At 69.6% G+C, this 18,314-nt stretch carries 15 protein-coding genes; 6 read left to right on the top strand and 9 right to left on the bottom strand.

The genetic code is table 11. The features are described from left to right. Positions 1-8 precede the first annotated feature (8 nt). Both ACIBG8_RS24085 and ACIBG8_RS24090 read right to left on the bottom strand, forming a co-directional pair. A complete protein-coding gene (locus tag ACIBG8_RS24085; protein ID WP_397345162.1) occupies positions 9-1,079 on the bottom strand; it encodes a VanZ family protein in 1,071 nt (356 codons plus the stop codon). A 36-nt stretch (positions 1,080-1,115) separates the two neighbouring features. Next, positions 1,116-2,294, bottom strand: a complete 1,179-nt coding sequence (locus ACIBG8_RS24090) for an amidohydrolase family protein (RefSeq protein WP_397345163.1) — start codon at positions 2,292-2,294, stop codon at positions 1,116-1,118. Positions 2,295-2,355: 61 nt separating this feature from the next. Between ACIBG8_RS24090 and ACIBG8_RS24095 the strand changes: the two genes are divergently transcribed. Continuing rightward, positions 2,356-2,853, top strand: a complete 498-nt coding sequence (locus ACIBG8_RS24095; protein ID WP_397345164.1) for a MarR family winged helix-turn-helix transcriptional regulator — start codon at positions 2,356-2,358, stop codon at positions 2,851-2,853. 2 nt (positions 2,854-2,855) lie between these two features. Here the strand turns inward: ACIBG8_RS24095 and trpS are convergent, their stop codons facing one another. Continuing rightward, the gene (gene trpS, locus ACIBG8_RS24100) at positions 2,856-3,860 is read right to left on the bottom strand and encodes a tryptophan--tRNA ligase (RefSeq protein WP_397345165.1); all 1,005 of its coding nucleotides are present in this window, start codon (positions 3,858-3,860) and stop codon (positions 2,856-2,858) included. 14 nt (positions 3,861-3,874) lie between these two features. Next, the gene (locus ACIBG8_RS24105; protein WP_397345166.1) at positions 3,875-5,182 is read right to left on the bottom strand and encodes a hemolysin family protein; all 1,308 of its coding nucleotides are present in this window, start codon (positions 5,180-5,182) and stop codon (positions 3,875-3,877) included. A gap of 62 nt (positions 5,183-5,244) precedes the next feature. On the opposite strand from ACIBG8_RS24105, the gene galE reads away from it, so the two are divergent. Next, positions 5,245-6,192, top strand: coding sequence for a UDP-glucose 4-epimerase GalE (gene galE, locus ACIBG8_RS24110; RefSeq protein WP_397345167.1), 948 nt, complete (start codon positions 5,245-5,247; stop codon positions 6,190-6,192). Between the two features lie 191 nt (positions 6,193-6,383). Here galE and ACIBG8_RS24115 read toward each other — a convergent pair whose 3' ends face one another. The 3 genes from ACIBG8_RS24115 to ACIBG8_RS24125 form a co-directional block, all read right to left on the bottom strand. After that, positions 6,384-7,076: a hypothetical protein gene (locus tag ACIBG8_RS24115; protein WP_397345168.1), complete on the bottom strand. Its 693-nt coding sequence runs from the start codon at positions 7,074-7,076 to the stop codon at positions 6,384-6,386. Positions 7,077-7,450: 374 nt separating this feature from the next. Then, positions 7,451-8,425, bottom strand: a complete 975-nt coding sequence (locus ACIBG8_RS24120; protein WP_397345169.1) for a malate dehydrogenase — start codon at positions 8,423-8,425, stop codon at positions 7,451-7,453. 56 nt (positions 8,426-8,481) lie between these two features. Continuing rightward, positions 8,482-10,323 (bottom strand): serine/threonine-protein kinase, encoded by a 1,842-nt coding sequence (locus ACIBG8_RS24125; protein ID WP_397345170.1) that lies wholly within the window; start codon positions 10,321-10,323, stop codon positions 8,482-8,484. A gap of 117 nt (positions 10,324-10,440) precedes the next feature. Here ACIBG8_RS24125 and ACIBG8_RS24130 point away from each other — a divergent pair, with 117 nt between their 5' ends. After that, the gene (locus tag ACIBG8_RS24130) at positions 10,441-11,550 is read left to right on the top strand and encodes a saccharopine dehydrogenase family protein (protein WP_397345171.1); all 1,110 of its coding nucleotides are present in this window, start codon (positions 10,441-10,443) and stop codon (positions 11,548-11,550) included. Here ACIBG8_RS24130 and ACIBG8_RS24135 read toward each other — a convergent pair. Further along, positions 11,528-12,043: a hypothetical protein gene (locus ACIBG8_RS24135; protein WP_397345172.1), complete on the bottom strand. Its 516-nt coding sequence runs from the start codon at positions 12,041-12,043 to the stop codon at positions 11,528-11,530. The genes ACIBG8_RS24130 and ACIBG8_RS24135 overlap by 23 nt on opposite strands. A gap of 67 nt (positions 12,044-12,110) precedes the next feature. Between ACIBG8_RS24135 and ACIBG8_RS24140 the strand changes: the two genes are divergently transcribed. Next, a complete protein-coding gene (locus ACIBG8_RS24140; protein WP_397345173.1) occupies positions 12,111-13,745 on the top strand; it encodes a hypothetical protein in 1,635 nt (544 codons plus the stop codon). Beyond that, positions 13,742-14,776, top strand: a complete 1,035-nt coding sequence (locus ACIBG8_RS24145) for a hypothetical protein (RefSeq protein ID WP_397345174.1) — start codon at positions 13,742-13,744, stop codon at positions 14,774-14,776. Before ACIBG8_RS24140 ends, ACIBG8_RS24145 begins: the two co-directional genes overlap by 4 nt. Here ACIBG8_RS24145 and ACIBG8_RS24150 read toward each other — a convergent pair. Continuing rightward, positions 14,770-15,792, bottom strand: coding sequence for a polysaccharide deacetylase family protein (locus ACIBG8_RS24150; RefSeq protein ID WP_397345175.1), 1,023 nt, complete (start codon positions 15,790-15,792; stop codon positions 14,770-14,772). The genes ACIBG8_RS24145 and ACIBG8_RS24150 overlap by 7 nt on opposite strands. 332 nt (positions 15,793-16,124) lie before the next feature. Here ACIBG8_RS24150 and ACIBG8_RS24155 point away from each other — a divergent pair, with 332 nt between their 5' ends. Continuing rightward, positions 16,125-18,311, top strand: a complete 2,187-nt coding sequence (locus ACIBG8_RS24155; RefSeq protein WP_397345176.1) for an NADP-dependent isocitrate dehydrogenase — start codon at positions 16,125-16,127, stop codon at positions 18,309-18,311. Positions 18,312-18,314: the final 3 nt, after the last annotated feature.

Here is an 18,314-nt window from a genome sequence, read left to right on the forward strand (position 1 = left end):
CTACCCGCTCAGCGATCGGCCAGCCAGCGCTCGGGGAACTCCAGGGCGTCGGGCGGATCGTCCAAGGCGACTGCCCTCGTCACGGTCCTCGTACCGGCCGCGAGGCCCGCGATGCTCCTGCGGTCCGTACGCACCAGGACGACGACCAAGTGTGCCACCGCGAGCAGGGCGATCAGAAGCACCGCCTCGAACGCGAACAGCACCACGAAGGGCAACCAGAACACCGCGAACCTGATCAGTACGGCCAGCCGTCCCCTGCCGCCGACCAGCGCCAGATGCAGTGACGCCCGCCCCGGCCCCGAGCGGTCGCGCCGCAGCAGCGGGATCCCGAGCAGGACGACGAACCCGATCACGTAGAGCACGAGGTCGCTGACGAGCTCGCTGGTGACCCCGGCCAGCTCCAGCCCGACCCAGGCGACCCCCGCCAGGAGCCACCAGAGCGCGAGGTCGAGCAGGTTGCCCAGGCCCCGCCGTACCAGGCCTGGAGGCGCGGTGTCGGCGCGCGGCCTGGGCCAGGCCGCGGGCAGCACCTTCAGCAGCGGTACGGCCAGCACCCACCCCACCGCCGTCCCCACGGTGTTGGTGAGCAGGTCGTCCACGTCGAACAGCCGGTACGGGCAGGGGTAGAGCCCCCAGTCGCCGGTGAGCTGGGTGAACTCGACGGTGAGCGACAGCGCGAACCCGGCCAGGACGGTGAAGACGAGGCCCTTCCTGTACCGGTATTTCAGGAAGAACCCCAGCGGCACGAAGAGGAGGAAGTTGAAGAACACCTGGAGGAAGGCCTGCTGCCCGACCGTCGCGATGTCGTCGATCGAGGCGAACAGGTCGAGCTGCGGATGCGCCAGGCTCGCCCGAGAGGCGCAGAAGACCGCCTCGTCGGTGATCGTGGGCAGCGGGAACAGGGTGAACGCCACGATCGCGCACACGTAGAGGACCATCGCCGCCGCCACGATCCCCGACCAGACGCCGACCCTGCCGAAGATCCGGTACTGCCGCTCGACGAACGGCAGCGCCCCCAGCACGATGAAGAACGGCGCCATGATGAAGGCGATGGCGATGTTCGTCGTGTATTCCCCCACGTAGCTGGGCTTCCCGGGAGTTCGCCACGATTCGCCCTACAGTTCGGCTACATACCGTCCAGAAGCAGCCAGCGCCGTGAACACCGCGCCCAGGTCGTGGTGCAGGAGCCTGCCGTCCCGCTTCACCACCCGGCCCGCGACCAGCACCGTGTCGACGTCGCGGGTCTCGGCGTTGTGCACGACGAGCCCGACGTTGTCGTGCGCCCCGGCCATCCCCGCCCGGTCCGTACGCAGCAGCACGAGGTCGGCCTGCTTCCCCACCTCGATCGACCCGGTCACGCCGTCCAGCCCCATCGCCTCGGCGCCCTCGATGGTCGCCATGCGCAACGCGTCGCGGACGGTGAACCCGGGCCCGGAGCGCCCCCGCTCCAGCGCGTGCGCCCCGCGCATCATGGTGAACATGTCGCCCGCCCCGGCGATCACCGTGTCGATGGCGAGCCCGGTCGGGATGCCCGCCGCCCGCGCCCGCCCGGTGATCGGGTAGCCGCTGCCGAGCGCCATCTCGCTCAGCGGGGACAGCGCGACGCTGCCGCCGCTGTCGGCGATCCGCTTGAGCGCCTCGTCGCTGTAGCCGATGCCGTGCACGTGGTTGGTCGGGATGTCGAGGAACCCGTGCTCGGTCATGAAGTCGATCACCGGGTCGGCCCCGAGGTGCCCGGTCACCCGCAGGCCGAGCTCGCGCGCGGTCTGCCACTCGCGCAGCGCGGCCGCCTCGCCCGCGATCACCGGACCGTTGGCGGCGATGGCCATGGTGATCAGGTTGCCACTCAGGCTGTCGCGCACCCGGCGGGCGTCGTCGCCCGCGTAGCCGAGCACGGTCCTGATGCCCGCCTGCCTGAACCCGTCCAGCGCCGCGTCGGTGTGCTCGGGGGTGCTGTGCAGATGCGACCAGTCGACGACGGTGGTGATCCCGGCGTCCAGAGCTTCCAGGGCGCCCGCCAGGTTGGCGACGCGCACGTCCTCGGGACGGAAACGCGGGCCGATCCCGCCGAGCACGCGCTGGATGTACTGGCCGATCGTGATGTCGGGGTCGAGCGCCCGCAGCCCGGTCTGCCAGGTGTGCCGGTGGGTGTCGACGAACCCGGGCAGCACGATCATGCCGGTCGCGTCGATCACCTCGGCGCCCTCGGGCACCGGCAGGTTCCTGCCCACGCCCGCGATCAGCTCGCCGTCCACCAGGATGTCCGCTGCTTCGTTCTTGATCAGAGTTCTCATACTCGAAAGACTAGAGAAAAGCTTTTAAGAAAGCAATACCGGCAGGCAGTACTCTCGAAGAGTGCAGCAGAAAGACGAGGTGGACGCGCTGGCAGCGGTCTGGGCGCAGCATCTGCCGCCGCAGACGGTCACGGCGCTGGAGGTCACCAAGCGGGTCAGCCGCATCGGGATGATCTTCTCCCAGGCGCTGGGAGCGGAGCTGGCCGAGCTGGGCCTGACCTACGCCGAGTTCGACGTGCTCGCGGCGCTCTACCGCATCGGGCCGATGAAGCCGAGCGAGCTGTCGAAGTCGCTCTTCCTGACCTCGGGCGGCATCAGCAACGTGCTCCAGCGCATGACCACGGCCGGATACGTGGAGCGCTCGGACAACCCGGGCGACGCGCGCAGCAGGCTGGTACGGCTCACCGAGGAGGGCGGCACGATGGCCAAGGCCGCCCTGGACGCCTCGGCGCGCTCGTGCGAGGAAGTGACGGCGGGCGTCCCGGAAGAGGCCCTACGGCAGGCGGCGGACGCCCTCAGGGACATCCTCCTGGTGATCGGCAAACGCCGCCTGCGCTGACGTCAGGGGGCCGGCAGGAAGCCGACGCGGTCGCGCACCACGGCCATGGTGTCCTGGGCGACCTTGCGCGCGCGGGCGGCGCCGACGGCCAGCATGCGGTCGAGCTCGGCCTCGTCGGCCAGCAGCTTCTCCGTACGCTCCCTGATCGGGGCGAAGGTGTCCTCGATGGCCTGCGCGACGTCCTTCTTGAACGTGCCGTAACCCTCGCCCGCGTAGCGCTCGACCAGCTCGGGGATCGGGGTGTCCGTCAGGGCCGACTGGATGCGCAGCAGGTTGGAGATGCCGGGCTTGTTCTCCTCGTCGAACAGCACCTCGCTGCCGGTGTCGGTCACCGCGCGCATGACCTTCTTGCGCAGCGGCCCCGGAGCCTCCAGCACGTCCAGGATGCCCGCGGGACTGGAGGACGACTTCGACATCTTCGACGTCGGCTCCTGCAGGTCCGTGATCTTCTCGACGGCCTTGAGGATGTACGGGTCGGGCACCGTGAAGGTGTCGCCGAAGCGGTGGTTGAACCGCTGGCTCAGGTCGCGGGTCAGCTCCAGGTGCTGCTTCTGGTCGACGCCGACCGGCACCTGGTTGGCCTGGTAGAGCAGGATATCGGCGGCCATGAGGATCGGGTAGGTGAACAGGCCGACGCTGGCCGCGCTCTCCCCGAACTTGGCTGACTTGTCCTTGAACTGGGTCATGCGAGCCGCCTCGCCCATGCCGGTCAGGCAGTTGAGCACCCAGGCGAGCTCGCTGTGCTCGCGCACGTGCGACTGGACGAAGATCGTCGACCGCTCCAGGTCGAGGCCGCAGGCGAACAGCTGCGCGGCGGCCACGCGGGACCGGCGGCGCAGGTCGGCAGGCTCGGTCGGCACGGTGATCGCGTGCAGGTCGACGACACAGTAGAAGGCGTCGTGGGTCTCCTGCATGCTGACCCACTGACGGACCGCACCCAGGTAGTTGCCCAGGTGGAAAGAGTCCGCGGTGGGCTGGATGCCGGAGAGAACACGAGGTCTGGCCATAGTGGCCAATTGTGTCAGGAATCCTGCTCGGGCGGCGACTCGATCACCGCGCGCCGCCGTACTCTGACGCGGCTGATCCGGCGGCCGTCGAGCTCGGTCACGGTCATCTCGAAACCGGGGATCTCGATGCCCTCGCCGAGCGCGGGAAGGTGGCCGAGCCCGGCCATGACGAAGCCGCCCAGCGTCTCGTAGGGGCCATCGGGCAGGCGGATCCCGGTCTCCGCCTGGAAGTCGTTGAGGTTGGTCAGGCCGTCGATCTCGATCTCGCCGGGCAGGCGGACGGTGTCGTCCTCGCTGTCGTACTCGTCCCTGATGTCGCCGATGAGCTCCTCGACCAGGTCCTCCAGCGTGACGATGCCCGCCGTGCCGCCGTACTCGTCCACCACGATGGCCAGGTGGTGACCTTCGTCGCGCATCTCCGACAGCGTGGTGAGGATGCGCTTGGAGGCGGGCACCAGCTTGACCGGGCGGATCGGCACGAGCTGGTCGATGGGCTCGATGCGGCCGGTCAGCACCGGGTCGAGCAGGTCGCGCACGTGCACGAAGCCCAGCACCTCGTCGTAGGAGTCGCGGTAGACGGGGAACCTGGAGTGCGGCATCGCGGCGGCCAGCACGGCCGCCTCGGCCAGCGGGGTGTCGGCCTCCATGAACTCGACCTCGGTGCGCGGCAGCATCACCTCGCGGAGCTGCCGTTTTCCAGCGGCGAACACCTCGGCGATCAGGTGCCGCTCGTCGGCGGTCAGGTCGGTGTGCCCGACCACCATGTCGCGCAGCTCCTCCGTGGTCATCTCCTCGCGGTCGGCGGCCGGGTTGCCGCCGAGCAGCCTGACGACCAGGTCGGTCGACTTCGACAGCGCCCAGATCACCGGGCGCGACAGCGAGGCCAGCCGGTCGAGGAACGGCGCGACGGCCAGCGCGAGCCCCTCGGCGCGCTGCAGCGCCAGGCGCTTGGGCGCGAGCTCGCCGAGCACGAGGGAGAAGTAGGAGATCGCCAGCGTCACCAGCACGAGGCCGAGCGGCTCGATCATCGCCTGCGGCACGCCCCAGCCGGACAGCACCGGCTGCAGCTCGCCCGCCAGCCGGTCGGCGCCGAAGGCCGCGGACAGCATCGTGGCGACCGTGACGCCGATCTGCACGGCGGACAGGAACCTGTTGGGATCGCGGGCCAGCGCCGCCGCCCGCGCGCCTCTGCGGCCCTTCTGCTCCAGCTTGCGCACCTGGCTCTCGCGCAGGGAGACCAGCGCCATCTCGGCTGCGGCGAAGAACCCGCCGATCATGATGAAGAGCAGGACGAGGGCGATGTTGGCTGCGACCGAGTTCATGCGGGGTGCCCGTCCGAGTATGCTAGCCGTACAAAATCGAACATTAATCAACAGGGATGAACATGAGAGTTCTGGTCACCGGAGGCGCCGGATACATCGGCAGCGTCGTCGCCGCGCAGTTGGTCGACGTGGGTCACGAGGTGACCGTACTCGACGATCTGTCGACCGGGCATGAGGACGCGGTGCCCGAGGGCGCCAGGTTCGTCCGCGGCGACATCAGGGAGCCCGGCGCCGCGCTCGACGGCGTCGAGGCGGTGCTGCACTTCGCGGCCAGGTCGCTGGTCGGCGAGTCGGTCGAGCAGCCGGGGCGCTACTGGGCGCACAACCTCGGCGGCACGCTGGCGCTGCTCGACGCCATGCGGGCGAAGGACGTGCGCAGGATCGTCTTCTCCTCCACGGCCGCGACGTACGGCGAGCCGGAGCGCTCGCCCATCGTCGAGGACGCCCCGACCCGGCCCACCAACCCCTACGGCGCCTCCAAGCTGGCCGTCGACACCGCGCTGACCGCCTTCGCCGGGATGTACGGGCTCGGCGCGGTCAGCCTGCGCTACTTCAACGTGGCCGGCGCCTACGGCCGCTTCCGCGAGCGCCACGCCGTCGAGACGCACCTGATCCCCAACGTGCTGAAGGTCGCGCTCGGCGAGCGCCCCTCGGTGAGCGTGTTCGGCACCGACTACCCGACGCCCGACGGCACCTGCGTGCGCGACTACATCCACGTCGCCGACCTGGCCCGCGCGCACCTGCTCGCGCTGGAGGCCTGCGCGCCGGGCAGCCACCAGATCTTCAACCTGGGCAACGGCACCGGCTTCTCGGTCAAGGAGGTCATCGAGGTCTGCCGCGAGGTGACCGGGCACGAGATCCCGGCGATCGTGGGCGACCGGCGTCCCGGCGACCCAGCCGTGCTGGTGGCGTCGTCGGACAAGATCCAGCGCGAGCTGGGCTGGAAGCCTGAGCACACCGCGATGCGCGGCATCGTCGGCGACGCCTGGGCAGCGCTTTCCGGGAAATGACCCCTGCCGGGGTGGGATGTGTGCTGTGATACCGAAATGTGAGGAGCTTTTCACCTAGGGTCACGAAGCTGCTCTTCGGCATCGTTCTCCTGTTGGGCAGCGGGCTCGCCGCCGGCGGGGTGGTGTTCGCCACCACCCCGACCTCAGCAAGCACCCTGCCCAGGCATTGCGTCACCGCGCGGTGACGCCCTTCAGCGCGCGATGCGCATCATCGCCCGGTTGTTCGTCGGGCGGCGGTCACCGAGACCGGCGGAGAAGACGCTCGCCTCGGCCCTGACCGGGACGCGCGGGGCGCGCAGCGCCAGGCTCAGCCGTACCTGCTCGCCGGACTCCACCGGGCGCACCCGGCAGGTCAGCCAGCGGTAGCGGCGGTAACACGGGCCGGAGATCAGCCGCGCCGAGCCGGCCCTGAGCATGACGTAGGCGTCGCGCACCGTGCGCGGGCCGCGGTTGCGCACGACGGCCGCCACGGAGAACCTGCCCGGCCTGGAACGGCCCGTCAGCCTCAGCCCCAGATCGGCCCCTTCGTCCACCTTCGTGATGGCCGCGTGGGTGTTGTCCGCCTCGTTCGCGTCCTCCACCTCGGACGTGAGGCTCGCCACCGCCCTGAGCGGGCCGCGTGCGCCGGGACGCACGACGCCGTTGATCGTCACCGCGCCCGTGCCGCCGACGAGGACGTCGACGGGCGAGGGGCAGATCACCTCACTCGGGGTACGGCCCGGCCGGCAGGTCGCCACGTCCACGCCGACGATGTCGACGTCTCTGGGGATGAGGACCTTGAGGACAGGGAGTACGGCGTCGCCTGGGCCGGCGTTGCGTACGGTCACCTTGTACTCGATGGGCTGGCCCGGTTGGGCTACGGCAGGGCTCGCCTTCACCACCACCGAGAGATCAGCCCCGCCCCAGCCGTCCGCGTGGACGGCTGCGGGTGCACTTGCTACGACAACACTGATAAAACCGGCAAACACCTTCGCCGGGAAACCCACCATGATCCTATTCAACGCTGTGACCTGGGCCGACACCCCCACGACACGCAGCGCCGTACAGCAAAAAGACGCGCCTTCTCCCCGTAGACCCCTGAGGTCCTTCGAAGGAGTGACCCTTGGATAGAGGTACCTGTCCTTTTGGACAAGCACCTCATGAGAAGGGCGCGCCCGCAGGGGACGCGCGCCTTCCGTCAGGTCCTGAGGATCTCCGAAGGGCCATGTACCGCCGCCCGACGGTCACTCTCCACGAGCGGGAAAGTGCCTACGGGTGACTAGATCAGCCCCAACTCCCGAACAGCGTCCCGCTCCTCGGCGAGCTCGCCCACCGACGCGTCGATCCGCTCCCGCGAGAAAGCGTCGATCTCCAGCCCCTGGATGATCTCCCAGGAGCCACCGCTGGTCCTGACCGGGAACGACGAGATGAGCCCCTCGGCCACGCCGTACGAGCCGTCGGAAACGACCGCCATCGAGGTCCAGTCAGTCCCGTTGACCCAGTCATAAACGTGGTCGATCGCCGCATTCGCAGCCGACGCCGCGGAAGAAGCCCCACGAGCCTCGATGATCGCCGCACCCCGCTTGGCGACCGTCGGGATGAACGTGTCGCGCAGCCAGTCGCCGTCCACCTGCTCCGCCGCGACCTTCCCGCCGACCTCGGCGTGGAACAGGTCCGGGTACTGGGTCGCCGAGTGGTTGCCCCAGATGGTCATCTTGTGGATCTCGGTGACCGGCACCTGGAGCTTCGCGGCGAGCTGCGACAGCGCCCTATTGTGGTCGAGCCGCGTCATCGCGGTGAACCGCTCGGCCGGAACGTCGGGCGCGTTCTGCTGCGCGATGAGCGCGTTGGTGTTGGCCGGGTTGCCCACGACCAGCACCTTGATGTCGGACGCCGCGTGGTCGTTGATCGCCTTGCCCTGCGGGCCGAAGATGCCGCCGTTGGCGCCGAGCAGGTCGCCGCGCTCCATGCCCGCCTTGCGCGGCATGGCGCCGACGAGCAGCGCGACGTTGGCGCCGTCGAACGCGACGTTCGGGTCGTCGGTGATCTCGATGCCGGACAGCAGCGGGAAGGCGCAGTCGTCGAGCTCCATCGCGGTGCCCTCGGCCGCCTTCACCGCCTGCGGGACTTCCAGCAGGCTCAGCTTGACCGGGACATCGGCGCCGAGCAGCTGCCCCGAGGCGATGCGGAACAGCAGCGCGTAGCCGATCTGGCCGGCGGCTCCGGTGACGGTTACCTTGACGGGCGTGGCCATGGCCTTCCCCCAACTCAACGGGATTTGATGGTGACTGGTGGGATGTTACCCGCTCGTCATCCGCAGGGTTCCATCGCGGGCACTTTCAGCTCCGGGGTGAACTCCACGTTGCCGAAGTGCTTCGTGAGAAGCTCCTTGATGTCGCCGTCCTTGTACATCTTCTTGATCGCGGCCTTGACCGCCTCGCACGTCTTGCCGTCGCCGTTCTTGATGCCCACGGCGTACCGCTCGTTGTCCAGCTTGGCGCCGAGCACCTTCAGGCGCAGGTTCTCCCTGGCGGCGAAGCCGGCCAGGATGAGGTCGTCGCCGGGCACGGCGTCGACCCCGCCGTTGATCAGGAGCTGCAGGCACTGGGCCATGTCGGTGGTGCCCAGGATGAGGTTGACCTTCACCCGCGACTGCACCTCGCCGACCGCCGGGCTGTTGGGCGCGCACAGCCGCTTGCCCTTGAGGTCGGCCAGCTCGTCGATCTGCGCGTCGTCGCGCACGAGCACGTCGCGGTGGGCCAGGTAGTAGGGCCCAGCGAACTCCAGGTCGGAGTCGTCGATCGAGAACGTCGCCACGACCAGGTCCACGTCGCCGTCGCGAAGCATCTGCGCCCGGTTCCCCAGCGTGACGGGGACGAAGGTGATGCCGTCCTCCCTGGCGCCGATCTCCCTGGCGATGCGCCTGGCGACGTCGACGTCGAAGCCCTTGAACTCGCCCTGCCTCGGCAGCGAGACGCCGGGCAGGTCGGCCTTCACCCCGATCTTGACCTTGCCCGTGGTGGCGACCCGGTCCATGAGGGCTGCGAACTCGGTGGGCGGTTTCGGCTGTGTGCGGGTCGTCGTCGGCGTGGGGCTCGGGCTGGGGCTCGCCGTACGGCTGAAGGCCAGGGGCGGCCAGCCGTTCATCGCGACGAAGACCAGCCCGCCGAGCACCAGCAGCAGGGCCGCGATCAGCGCGATCCACCGCCCGGTCCTGCGCGGCGGCTGGGGCACCGGTTTCTCCGCGGGTGGTTCCGCCGTCGTCACCTTCGCGAAGGGGGCCGTGTCGTCGCCCGCGACCAGCACGCCCTCGTTGAGCACCGAGGTCGAGGCGCCCGAGGTCTCCGGGCGGCCGAGCAACCTGAGCAGGATCTGGTCGGCCGTCGGACGGTCTTCAGGAGCCTTGGACAGGGCGGCGCCGACGACGCTTCTCAGCGGCTCCGGCAGGCCGGAGACGTCGACCTCGTGGTTGAGGATCCGGTTGAGCACGACGGCGATCGAGGTGCCCTCGAAGACGGTCACGCCCGTGGCGGCGAACGCGATCGTCGCGCCCCAGGCGAACACGTCGGTATAGGGGCCGACGTCGTCACCGGCGATCTGCTCGGGCGCCATGTAGGCGGGGGTGCCGATGGCCCTGCTGGTGATCGTGCCGGTCGAGTCGATGATCCTGGCGATGCCGAAGTCGACCACGCGCGGGCCGTCCACGGCGACCAGGACGTTGTCCGGCTTGAAGTCGCGGTGGATGATCGACGCCTGGTGGATCGCGGTCAGCGCGGTGGCCGTGCCGATGGCCAGCTTGTCGAGCGCCGTGCCCTTGAACGGGCCGTCGGTGTCGACGATCTCGCGCAGCGACCTGCCGTCGATGTACTCGCTGGCGATGTAGGGGGTGTCGCCGTCGAGGTCGGCCTCCATGACCCTGGCCGTGCAGAACGACGCGACCCGCTGGGCCGCCTTGAGCTCCCTGGCGAAGCGCGACCTGGCGATCGTGTCGCCGGTGAACTTGATGTGCAGCAGCTTGATCGCCGCCCGCTCACCCTGCTCGTTCTCCCCGAGGTAGACGATCCCCTGGCCGCCCTCCCCCACGCGTCCGACCAGGCTGAAGGAGCCCAGTTGGCTGGGATCGCCCGCCACCAACGGCGCGATCTGCGGCATTCGTCATCCCCACGTAGCACAAAGCCTGACGACGCAAACTTTACGACGCCCAGGAACTCCTCAGGGAACCGTTAACCCTTCGTGACGTCACAGTTCAGGCGTGACATCCTGCTTGATGTGGATCGCCCCTTTGACATCGTGCTGTTCGGAGCGTCCGGTTTCACCGGGTCGCTGACCGCTTCCTATCTGGCCGGCACGTCCGCGCGGTGGGCGCTCGCCGGTCGCGACAAGGCCAAGCTGGAGGCGCTGGGTCACGACGTCCCGATCCTGGTCGCCGACGCGAGCGACCCCTCGTGGCTGGCCACGCAGGCCCGCGTGGTGGTGAGCACCGTCGGCCCTTACATCAGGTACGGCGAGCCGCTCGTCAGGGCCTGCGCCTCGGCGGGGACGCACTACCTGGACCTGACCGGCGAGCCGGAGTTCGTCGACCGCATGTACGTGCGCTACGACGCCATCGCCCGCCGTACCGGCGCCAAGATCGTGCACGCGGCGGGCTTCGACTCGATCCCGTACGACCTGGGCGTCCTGTTCACGGTCCTGCAGCTGCCGGAGGGCGTCCCCCTGAAGGTGAGCGGGTTCCTCAGAGGGAACGGCCGAGCCTCGGGCGGCACCTTCCACTCGATGGTCGCCATCATGTCCCGCCTGCGCCAGGCCATGGAGGCGGGCACGCAGCGCCGCTCGGCCGAGATCCCGCCTGCGGGCCGCAAGGTGAGCTCCTGGCCCGGCGGCATCCGTTACGTAGGGGGCTGGGCGCTGCCGATGCCCACCATCGACCCGTTGATCGTCGGCCACTCCGCGAGGCTCCTGGACCGCTACGGCCCCGACTTCACCTACCGCCAGCATTTCGCCACGAAAACCCTCCCGGCAGCACTGGCCATCTCTCTGGGCACCGCATCGCTGGTCACCCTCGCCCAGATCCCCCCGACCCGCTCCTGGCTCCTGAACCGCCTGCACCCGGGCGACGGCCCTACCGCCGAGCAGCGGGCGAAGAGCTGGTTCAAGGTCACCTTCCTGGGCGAGGGAGGCGGAGAACGCGTGATCACCGAGGTGGCCGGCGGCGACCCCGGCTACGGCGAGACCGCCAAGATGCTGGGCGAGTCCGCCCTGTGCCTGGCTTATGACGACCTGCCCGCCCGCGCCGGCTGCCTCACCACAGCGGCCGCCATGGGCGAACCCTTGATCACCCGCCTCCACAACGCGGGCATCACCTTCTCGGTTCGCACCTAGAGGAGACGTAGAAGTTCTGCCATGGGTCGAAGTCGTCGCCCTGCTCTGCTGCCACGACCGTCGAGCCCCACCACCGGTGGACCTCGAAGAGCACGACCGCCCGCTCAGTGAGGGCCGCCGTGCAGTCGACCACCTGGATCCCGAGATCCAGGGTGACCCGCTGGCCCGGCCGGAGCACGGGAGAGTAGGGGCCCACCGAGCTGAGACGCATGCCCTCCGCGCGGATGCTCACGCCGGTGATCGTGATGGGCAGCCAGCTGTCGTTCCTGAACTCCTGGTCGATGGAGAGCTCATCCGAGGATCGAGTGTTCGAGCTGCCACCGCCAGACCACTGCGAGATCCGCGGCACGACGGCGCCGCTCAGACCGAGCAGGGCTGCGATGACCACGGCGAGCGCGGTGATGGCCCCTGCGACGCGCCAGCGGCGCCCGAGGCGCTCGGGCTGCCCGGAGGCCAGATCGAGCTGAGCCCAAACATCCTCATGAATGACCATTTGTCGGCATTCTGCTAGGTTTCCCGGCAACCACGGAAGGGGGCCGGTGCAGCTCATCGTTTTCGCGGTGTCAGCCATCGTCCTCGCCGCCATCGCCTGGAACTCATCTGGCGTCCCGATCCAGGTGACGACGCTCGGACGGTTCCACCAGCGGCAACTGCTCGAGATCACCCCCTTCAACGGCCGCCTCGTGATCGCGGAGCTCCGCACCGCCAGGCGGCTGACCTCGACCGGGTTCGCCTTGGGGATCGCCGCGTGCCTGTCGGAGATCGTCGACGGACGCCTGGGCGTGGAGGTCTATCCGATCCTCGCCGGGTGGCTCGCCGGAACGATGCTCGCCCGGGTGCGCCCCCGGCCGCGCTTCAGGATGCCGCTGGGCTTGCGGCTCGCGTCCCCGGCGCTCGTCGCCATCTGGCGTGTCTCCGCCGCGCTTTCCCTCGGCATCGCGCTGAGCGCCGTGCTGCGCTCGTTCTGGATCGAGGTGCCGGTCGGCCCGCGGCTGTGGGCGGTCGCCGCGCTCGGCGTGGTGCTGGCCGTACACCTGCTGGTCAGAGACCTCGCGACGCGCCCCCTCCCCCTGGGGCCCGCCGACATGGTGAGCGCGGAGGTGGCGTTGCGCGCCTGGTCGGCCCGGCGGCTGCTGGCCGCCGGGGCGGTCGTCGCCCTGTGGACCGCTGTCCGGGCGGCGTTACCCGGCCTGCCCGGCGCGAACGCGGCGGGTTTCGTACTCACGTACGGCGTGGCGATCCTCGCCTGGGCGATCTCCGTCCGGCCGTGGTCGGCGGGGTTCGCCGCCGACCGGCCGGGCTGGCGCTGGGCCACTGGCGCCTGCTCCGCGCTCCTGGCCGTCGCGCTCACCGCCGGGTGGCTGGTCTGGGGGCCGATTCCTTCACCAGAGGTACGGATCACCGCCGCCCAGCGGGTCACCACCGGCGAGCCGGTCCGCTATGCCAGCCTCACCGGGATGAGAGGGGCGTGGGAGCTGTTCTGGGAGCCTGGTGCGGGAGAGCCCTTCCCCCAGGCCGCGCTCACCGTCGGTGTCAAGGCCGCTCCCTTCGCCATCAGCGGCGACGGACACAGCATCACCTACCTCGACACCGACTCGCGCAAGCTCGTCCACCTCAGCTTCTCCGACGGCGCGCGCCGCGAGGTGACGGGCGCGCTGGAGGTCGCCGAGGTCCCCAAGCCCGCGCTCTCCCACGACGGCCGCTACCTCACCCTGACCGGGCCAGAAGGAGTCGTCCTCGTGGATACGACGACCGGTGCGAGGACGCGCCTGCCGGGCATCGCCCGGGTCATCGGCGTCACCTCGGACACCGTGGTCGCCACCACGGGCCCCAAGGCCGAGCCGGGTTCCTTCGACACCTCGCTGGTCGTCCTCGACCATCGGGGCACGGTCCGCTCGCGCGTCCCGTTCGACCCCACCCTCGACGTACGGCTCGCGCCGGACGGCCGCTCGCTGGCGGTCCTCACCCACGAAGAGGTCGCCACCATGGACGTGGCCACCGGCAAGGTGACCGGCCGCCACGACCTGACCGCGCCCGACGACACGTGGGGGGCGTCGATGCTGGCGTGGGACGGCGGGTCGCGGCTTCTGGTCGTCGGCCAGGAGAGCGTCTACCTGGTCAATCCCGCGACCGGGAAGGCGAAGCCGTACGCGAGCGTCGACGACGGGATCGTCGTCGGCGGGAGTGCCTCATGACCAGGATCGCGCTGGTGGCGGCCGGGCTGATGGCGCTGCTCTGGGCGCTGCTGCCCCTGTGGACGTCCGGCACGCCAGTCATGGTCCGCCCGCAGGCGAGGGCGGCCACCGCTGTCGCGATCGCCTCGGTCGAGGCTCCGAAGGCGGTGCCCACACCCATCCGATTCGCGTACGTGCCCGCCTGCATGGACGGATCACCGCCGTGCACCCACTGGGTCCTCGTCTCCGAGCGCGGCGATCGCTGGTGGTTGCCCGGTGCCGCCGATGACGGCTCGCTCGCCCTGAGCCACGACGGCACGCTGGCCGCCTATCCCGTCAAGGACGGGTACGTGATCAGGAATCTGACCACCGGACACTTCACGCGCGTGAAAACCAAGGGAGAGAAGAGCATCGGGCCGCTCTTCAGCGGCACGGACCTGGCGTTCTCCCTGGACGACCGGTACCTGGCCATCCCCCGCGACCATCTGGACAAGGACGACGAGGTCGTGGCCGATCCCCCGATGATCGTCAACGCGGAGACCGGCGCGGTGCGGGTGATGACCGGATCCGACGGCTCGATGTCCGGCTGGACGAGCGAGGGGCTCGTCCTGACCCGCGCGGCCAAGGACACCGGCACGCCGGGCCATGTCTCGTCCGTCATCTACACCGTGCGCTCCCCCGCGGGGAAGCTGGTGCGCCGCTTCACCATGCCGGGCAACCTCGGCCAGGGACTGGCCGTCTCCCCCTCAGGCCGCATGCTGGCCACTCCGGCGGACGGCGGCATCGCCCTGCTCGACACCAAGGGCGCCCGGGTCGGCTCAGTGCTGCCTCGGCCGCCTGCCGGGTGGAAGCTCGCGGAGGTCGCGAGATGGGAGGGCGACGGCGCGTTGGTCGTACGCCTCAGCGGGCCGCGGGGCAGGGTGTCCCACCAGGTGGTGGACCTGGCGGGGGGCCACATGCGTCCCTACGGCACCGAGGGCGCCGACGTCGCGGACCTCCCGATGGAGCCGGCCGAGTACGCCGTCGTCCTCGGCCGTGCGCCTCGTCAGTAGGGAAGGGCCTTGGTGGCGAAGGACTTCCTGAGGAAGGGGGCCTTGAACTTGGGGAAGGCGACCGTGTTCGCGTCGCCGTCCGAGGTGTAGCGCATGTCGGGGTTGTCCTTGAGCCAGTCCAGCCACGCGGTGGAGCAGAACTGGGCGCAGTCGCCCTTCTTGTCCATCGCGCGGATGCGCGGGATGCCGAGCGGGTCGAAGGTCTTGCTGTACGGGGCCGGGGCGGGGGTGTAACCGGCCAGGAAGACGCCTGTGTGGTTGTAGGCGGTATTTCCGGACTTGCCGCTTCTGGCCCACTCCTTCTTCCTGGGCTGATTTCCGTACGGCAGAGCCAGGGTCACCGGCTTGGTGAACGCCAGGGCGCCCACCAGCTTCTGCACCGCGGCGATCTCCTTGGCCACCTCGTCCTTCGAGCGCGTGGCCAGGTTGGAGTGGTCCAGGGTGTGGTTGCCGATGTCGAACCCGTTGTCCTTCAGCCACAACAACGTCTGCGCCTGCTCCTCCGGCGTGGACTTGCCGAACATGTCACGCGTCACGTAGAAGGTCGCGACCGGACGGAAGCCCTCGTGCTTGGCCGCCACCTCGCGCAGGATCGACACCGCGGTGTCCTTGCGCGGCACGCCGAGGTCGTCGAGCGACAGCTGCGACGGCGACGAGTCGTCGAACGTCAACACCACCGGGTGCTTCCCGGCCGGGATGCCGATCTTGCCGGTGACGTACTCGGCCGCGGTGATCGGCACGTAGCCGTCCTTGGCGAGCCGTTCGAGGTCGGCGCGGAACTTGTCCGGCGTCCTGTCGTCCTGCGAGCCGGGGTGCTCGACGATGCGGTGGTACATGAGGACGGGGATCTGCCCCAGCTCGTTGGCCTTCGCCTTGGCTGCGGCCGCGGAGGAGACCGCCTTGGCCTGCTTGATCTTCGCCGCACTGTCGACGTGGGCCACGGGAGCGGGCGCCTGCGACCCGCACCCGCTGACGACCACACCGACCGCGACCATCCCGAGAACCCGCAGACGCATGGCAACCCCCGAACACGCTTACGCCAGATACGGGGAGTTCCTACCCCGCTACCAGGAGTTGCCACGCACGCAAGATCGGCAAAGGATCAGAAAGGCAGGTTCAGGGCATCCGCACGCTGCCAGGCAAGCCCGACCTACGACGTACGCGACGTGGCGGCGGGCGATGGGCGGTTCGTGGTCACCCGGTACGGCCGTGAGCAGGAGTTCTTCCTTGATCCTGCGACCGGGCGCACCGCGCGGGTCCGGTGAGTGGAACGTGGGCCGTCGCGAGGGGGTTCGGTGACGGGATATCTTGATGTCGAGCAATCTCGCATACGTGGAGCGGACATCCGGTGACTGATTCGACCATCATTTACACGCACACCGACGAGGCCCCAGCCCTGGCGACGTATTCGTTCCTGCCGGTGATCGAGGCCTATGCCTCCACGGCCGGAGTCCGGGTGGAGAGCCGTGACATCTCGCTGGCCGGGCGGATCATCGCCAGCTTCCCCGAGCGCCTCACCGAGAGCCAGCGCATCAGCGACGCCCTCGCCGAGCTGGGCGAGCTCGCCAAGACCCCCGAGGCGAACATCATCAAGCTGCCGAACGTCTCGGCCAGCATCCCCCAGCTCAAGGCCGCCATCGCCGAGCTGCAGAGCCAGGGCTACGCGCTGCCCGACTACCCCGAGAACCCGCAGACCGACGAGGAGCGCGACGTCCGCGCCCGCTACGACAAGGTCAAGGGCAGCGCCGTCAACCCGGTCCTGCGCGAGGGCAACTCCGACCGCCGCGCCCCGGCGAGCGTGAAGAACTACGCCAGGACGCACCCGCACCGCATGGGCGCCTGGACCCCCGAGTCGAAGACGAACGTCGCGCACATGACGGCCGACGACTTCCGCTCCACCGAGACCTCCGCGGTGATCAAGGACAAGACGGATCTCCGCATCGAGCTGGTCTCGGGCGACAAAACCACCGTCCTTCGCGACAAACTCACCGTCCAGCAGGGCGAGATCGTCGACGCGGCCGTCATGCGGGTCGGCGCGCTGCAGGAGTTCCTGTCCGCGCAGATCGCCAGGGCCAAGGCGGAGGGCGTGCTGTTCTCCGTACACCTGAAGGCCACGATGATGAAGGTCTCCGACCCGATCATCTTCGGTCACGTGGTGCGCGCCTTCTTCCCGAAGACCTTCGCGCAGTACGGTGACCGGCTCAACCCCAACGACGGCCTCGGCGGCATCCTCAAGGACGCGAGCGACGAGGTCAAGGCGTCGTTCGAGCAGGAGCTCGCCGAGGGCCCCGCGCTGGCGATGGTCGACTCCGACCGCGGCATCACCAACCTGCACGTCCCCAGCGACGTCATCGTGGACGCGAGCATGCCCGCCATGATCCGCCAGTCCGGCCACATGTGGGGCCCGGACGGCGCGGAGGCGGACACGCTGGCGGTCATCCCCGACAGCAGCTACGCCGGCATCTACCAGGTCGTCATCGACGACTGCCGCGCGCACGGCGCCTACGACCCGGCCACCATGGGCTCGGTGCCGAACGTCGGGCTGATGGCGCAGGCGGCCGAGGAGTACGGCAGCCACGACAAGACCTTCGAGATCCCCGCCGACGGCACCGTACGCGTAGTAGACGGCGACGGGAACGTCGTCCTGGAGCACTCCGTCCAGCAGGGCGACATCTGGCGCATGTGCCAGACGAAGGACCTGCCGGTGCGCGACTGGGTCAAGCTCGCCGTCTCCCGCGCCCGCGCGACCGGCGACCCGGCCGTGTTCTGGCTCGACGCCGACCGCGCGCACGACGCCCAGCTGATCGAGAAGGTCAACGCCTACCTGCCCGAGCACGACACCGACGGGCTCGAGATCAGGATCCTGGCGCCGGTCGACGCGATCGCGTTCTCCCTCGACCGCATCCGCAGGGGCGAGAACACCATCTCGGTCACCGGCAACGTGCTGCGCGACTACCTGACCGACCTGTTCCCGATCCTGGAGCTGGGCACCAGCGCCAAGATGCTCTCGATCGTCCCGCTGCTCAACGGCGGCGGCCTGTTCGAGACCGGCGCGGGCGGCTCGGCGCCGAAGCACGTGCAGCAGCTCGTCAAGGAGAACTACCTGCGCTGGGACAGCCTGGGCGAGTTCCTGGCGCTGGCGGCGAGCTTCGAGCACCTGGCCACCACGACGGGCAACGCCCGCGCGCAGATCCTGGCCGACACGCTCGACCGCGCGACCGCGACGTTCCTGAACGAGAACCGGTCGCCGGCCCGCAAGCTGGGCAGCATCGACAACCGCGGCAGCCACTTCTACCTGGCGCTCTACTGGGCGCAGGAGCTGGCGGCGCAGAGCGAGGACGCGCAGCTCGCCGGGGCGTTCTCGGCGCTGGCCAAGACGCTGGCCGAGCAGGAGCAGACCATCGCCGGCGAGCTGCTCGCCGTACAGGGTCAGCCGGTCGACCTGGGTGGTTACTACCAGCCGGACCCGGCGAAGGCGGCGGCCGTGATGCGCCCGTCGCAGACGTTCAACCAGGCCATCGCCAGCCTGGGCTGACAA

This window comes from Nonomuraea sp. NPDC050556, from assembly GCF_044457355.1.
Taxonomy (GTDB): domain Bacteria; phylum Actinomycetota; class Actinomycetes; order Streptosporangiales; family Streptosporangiaceae; genus Nonomuraea.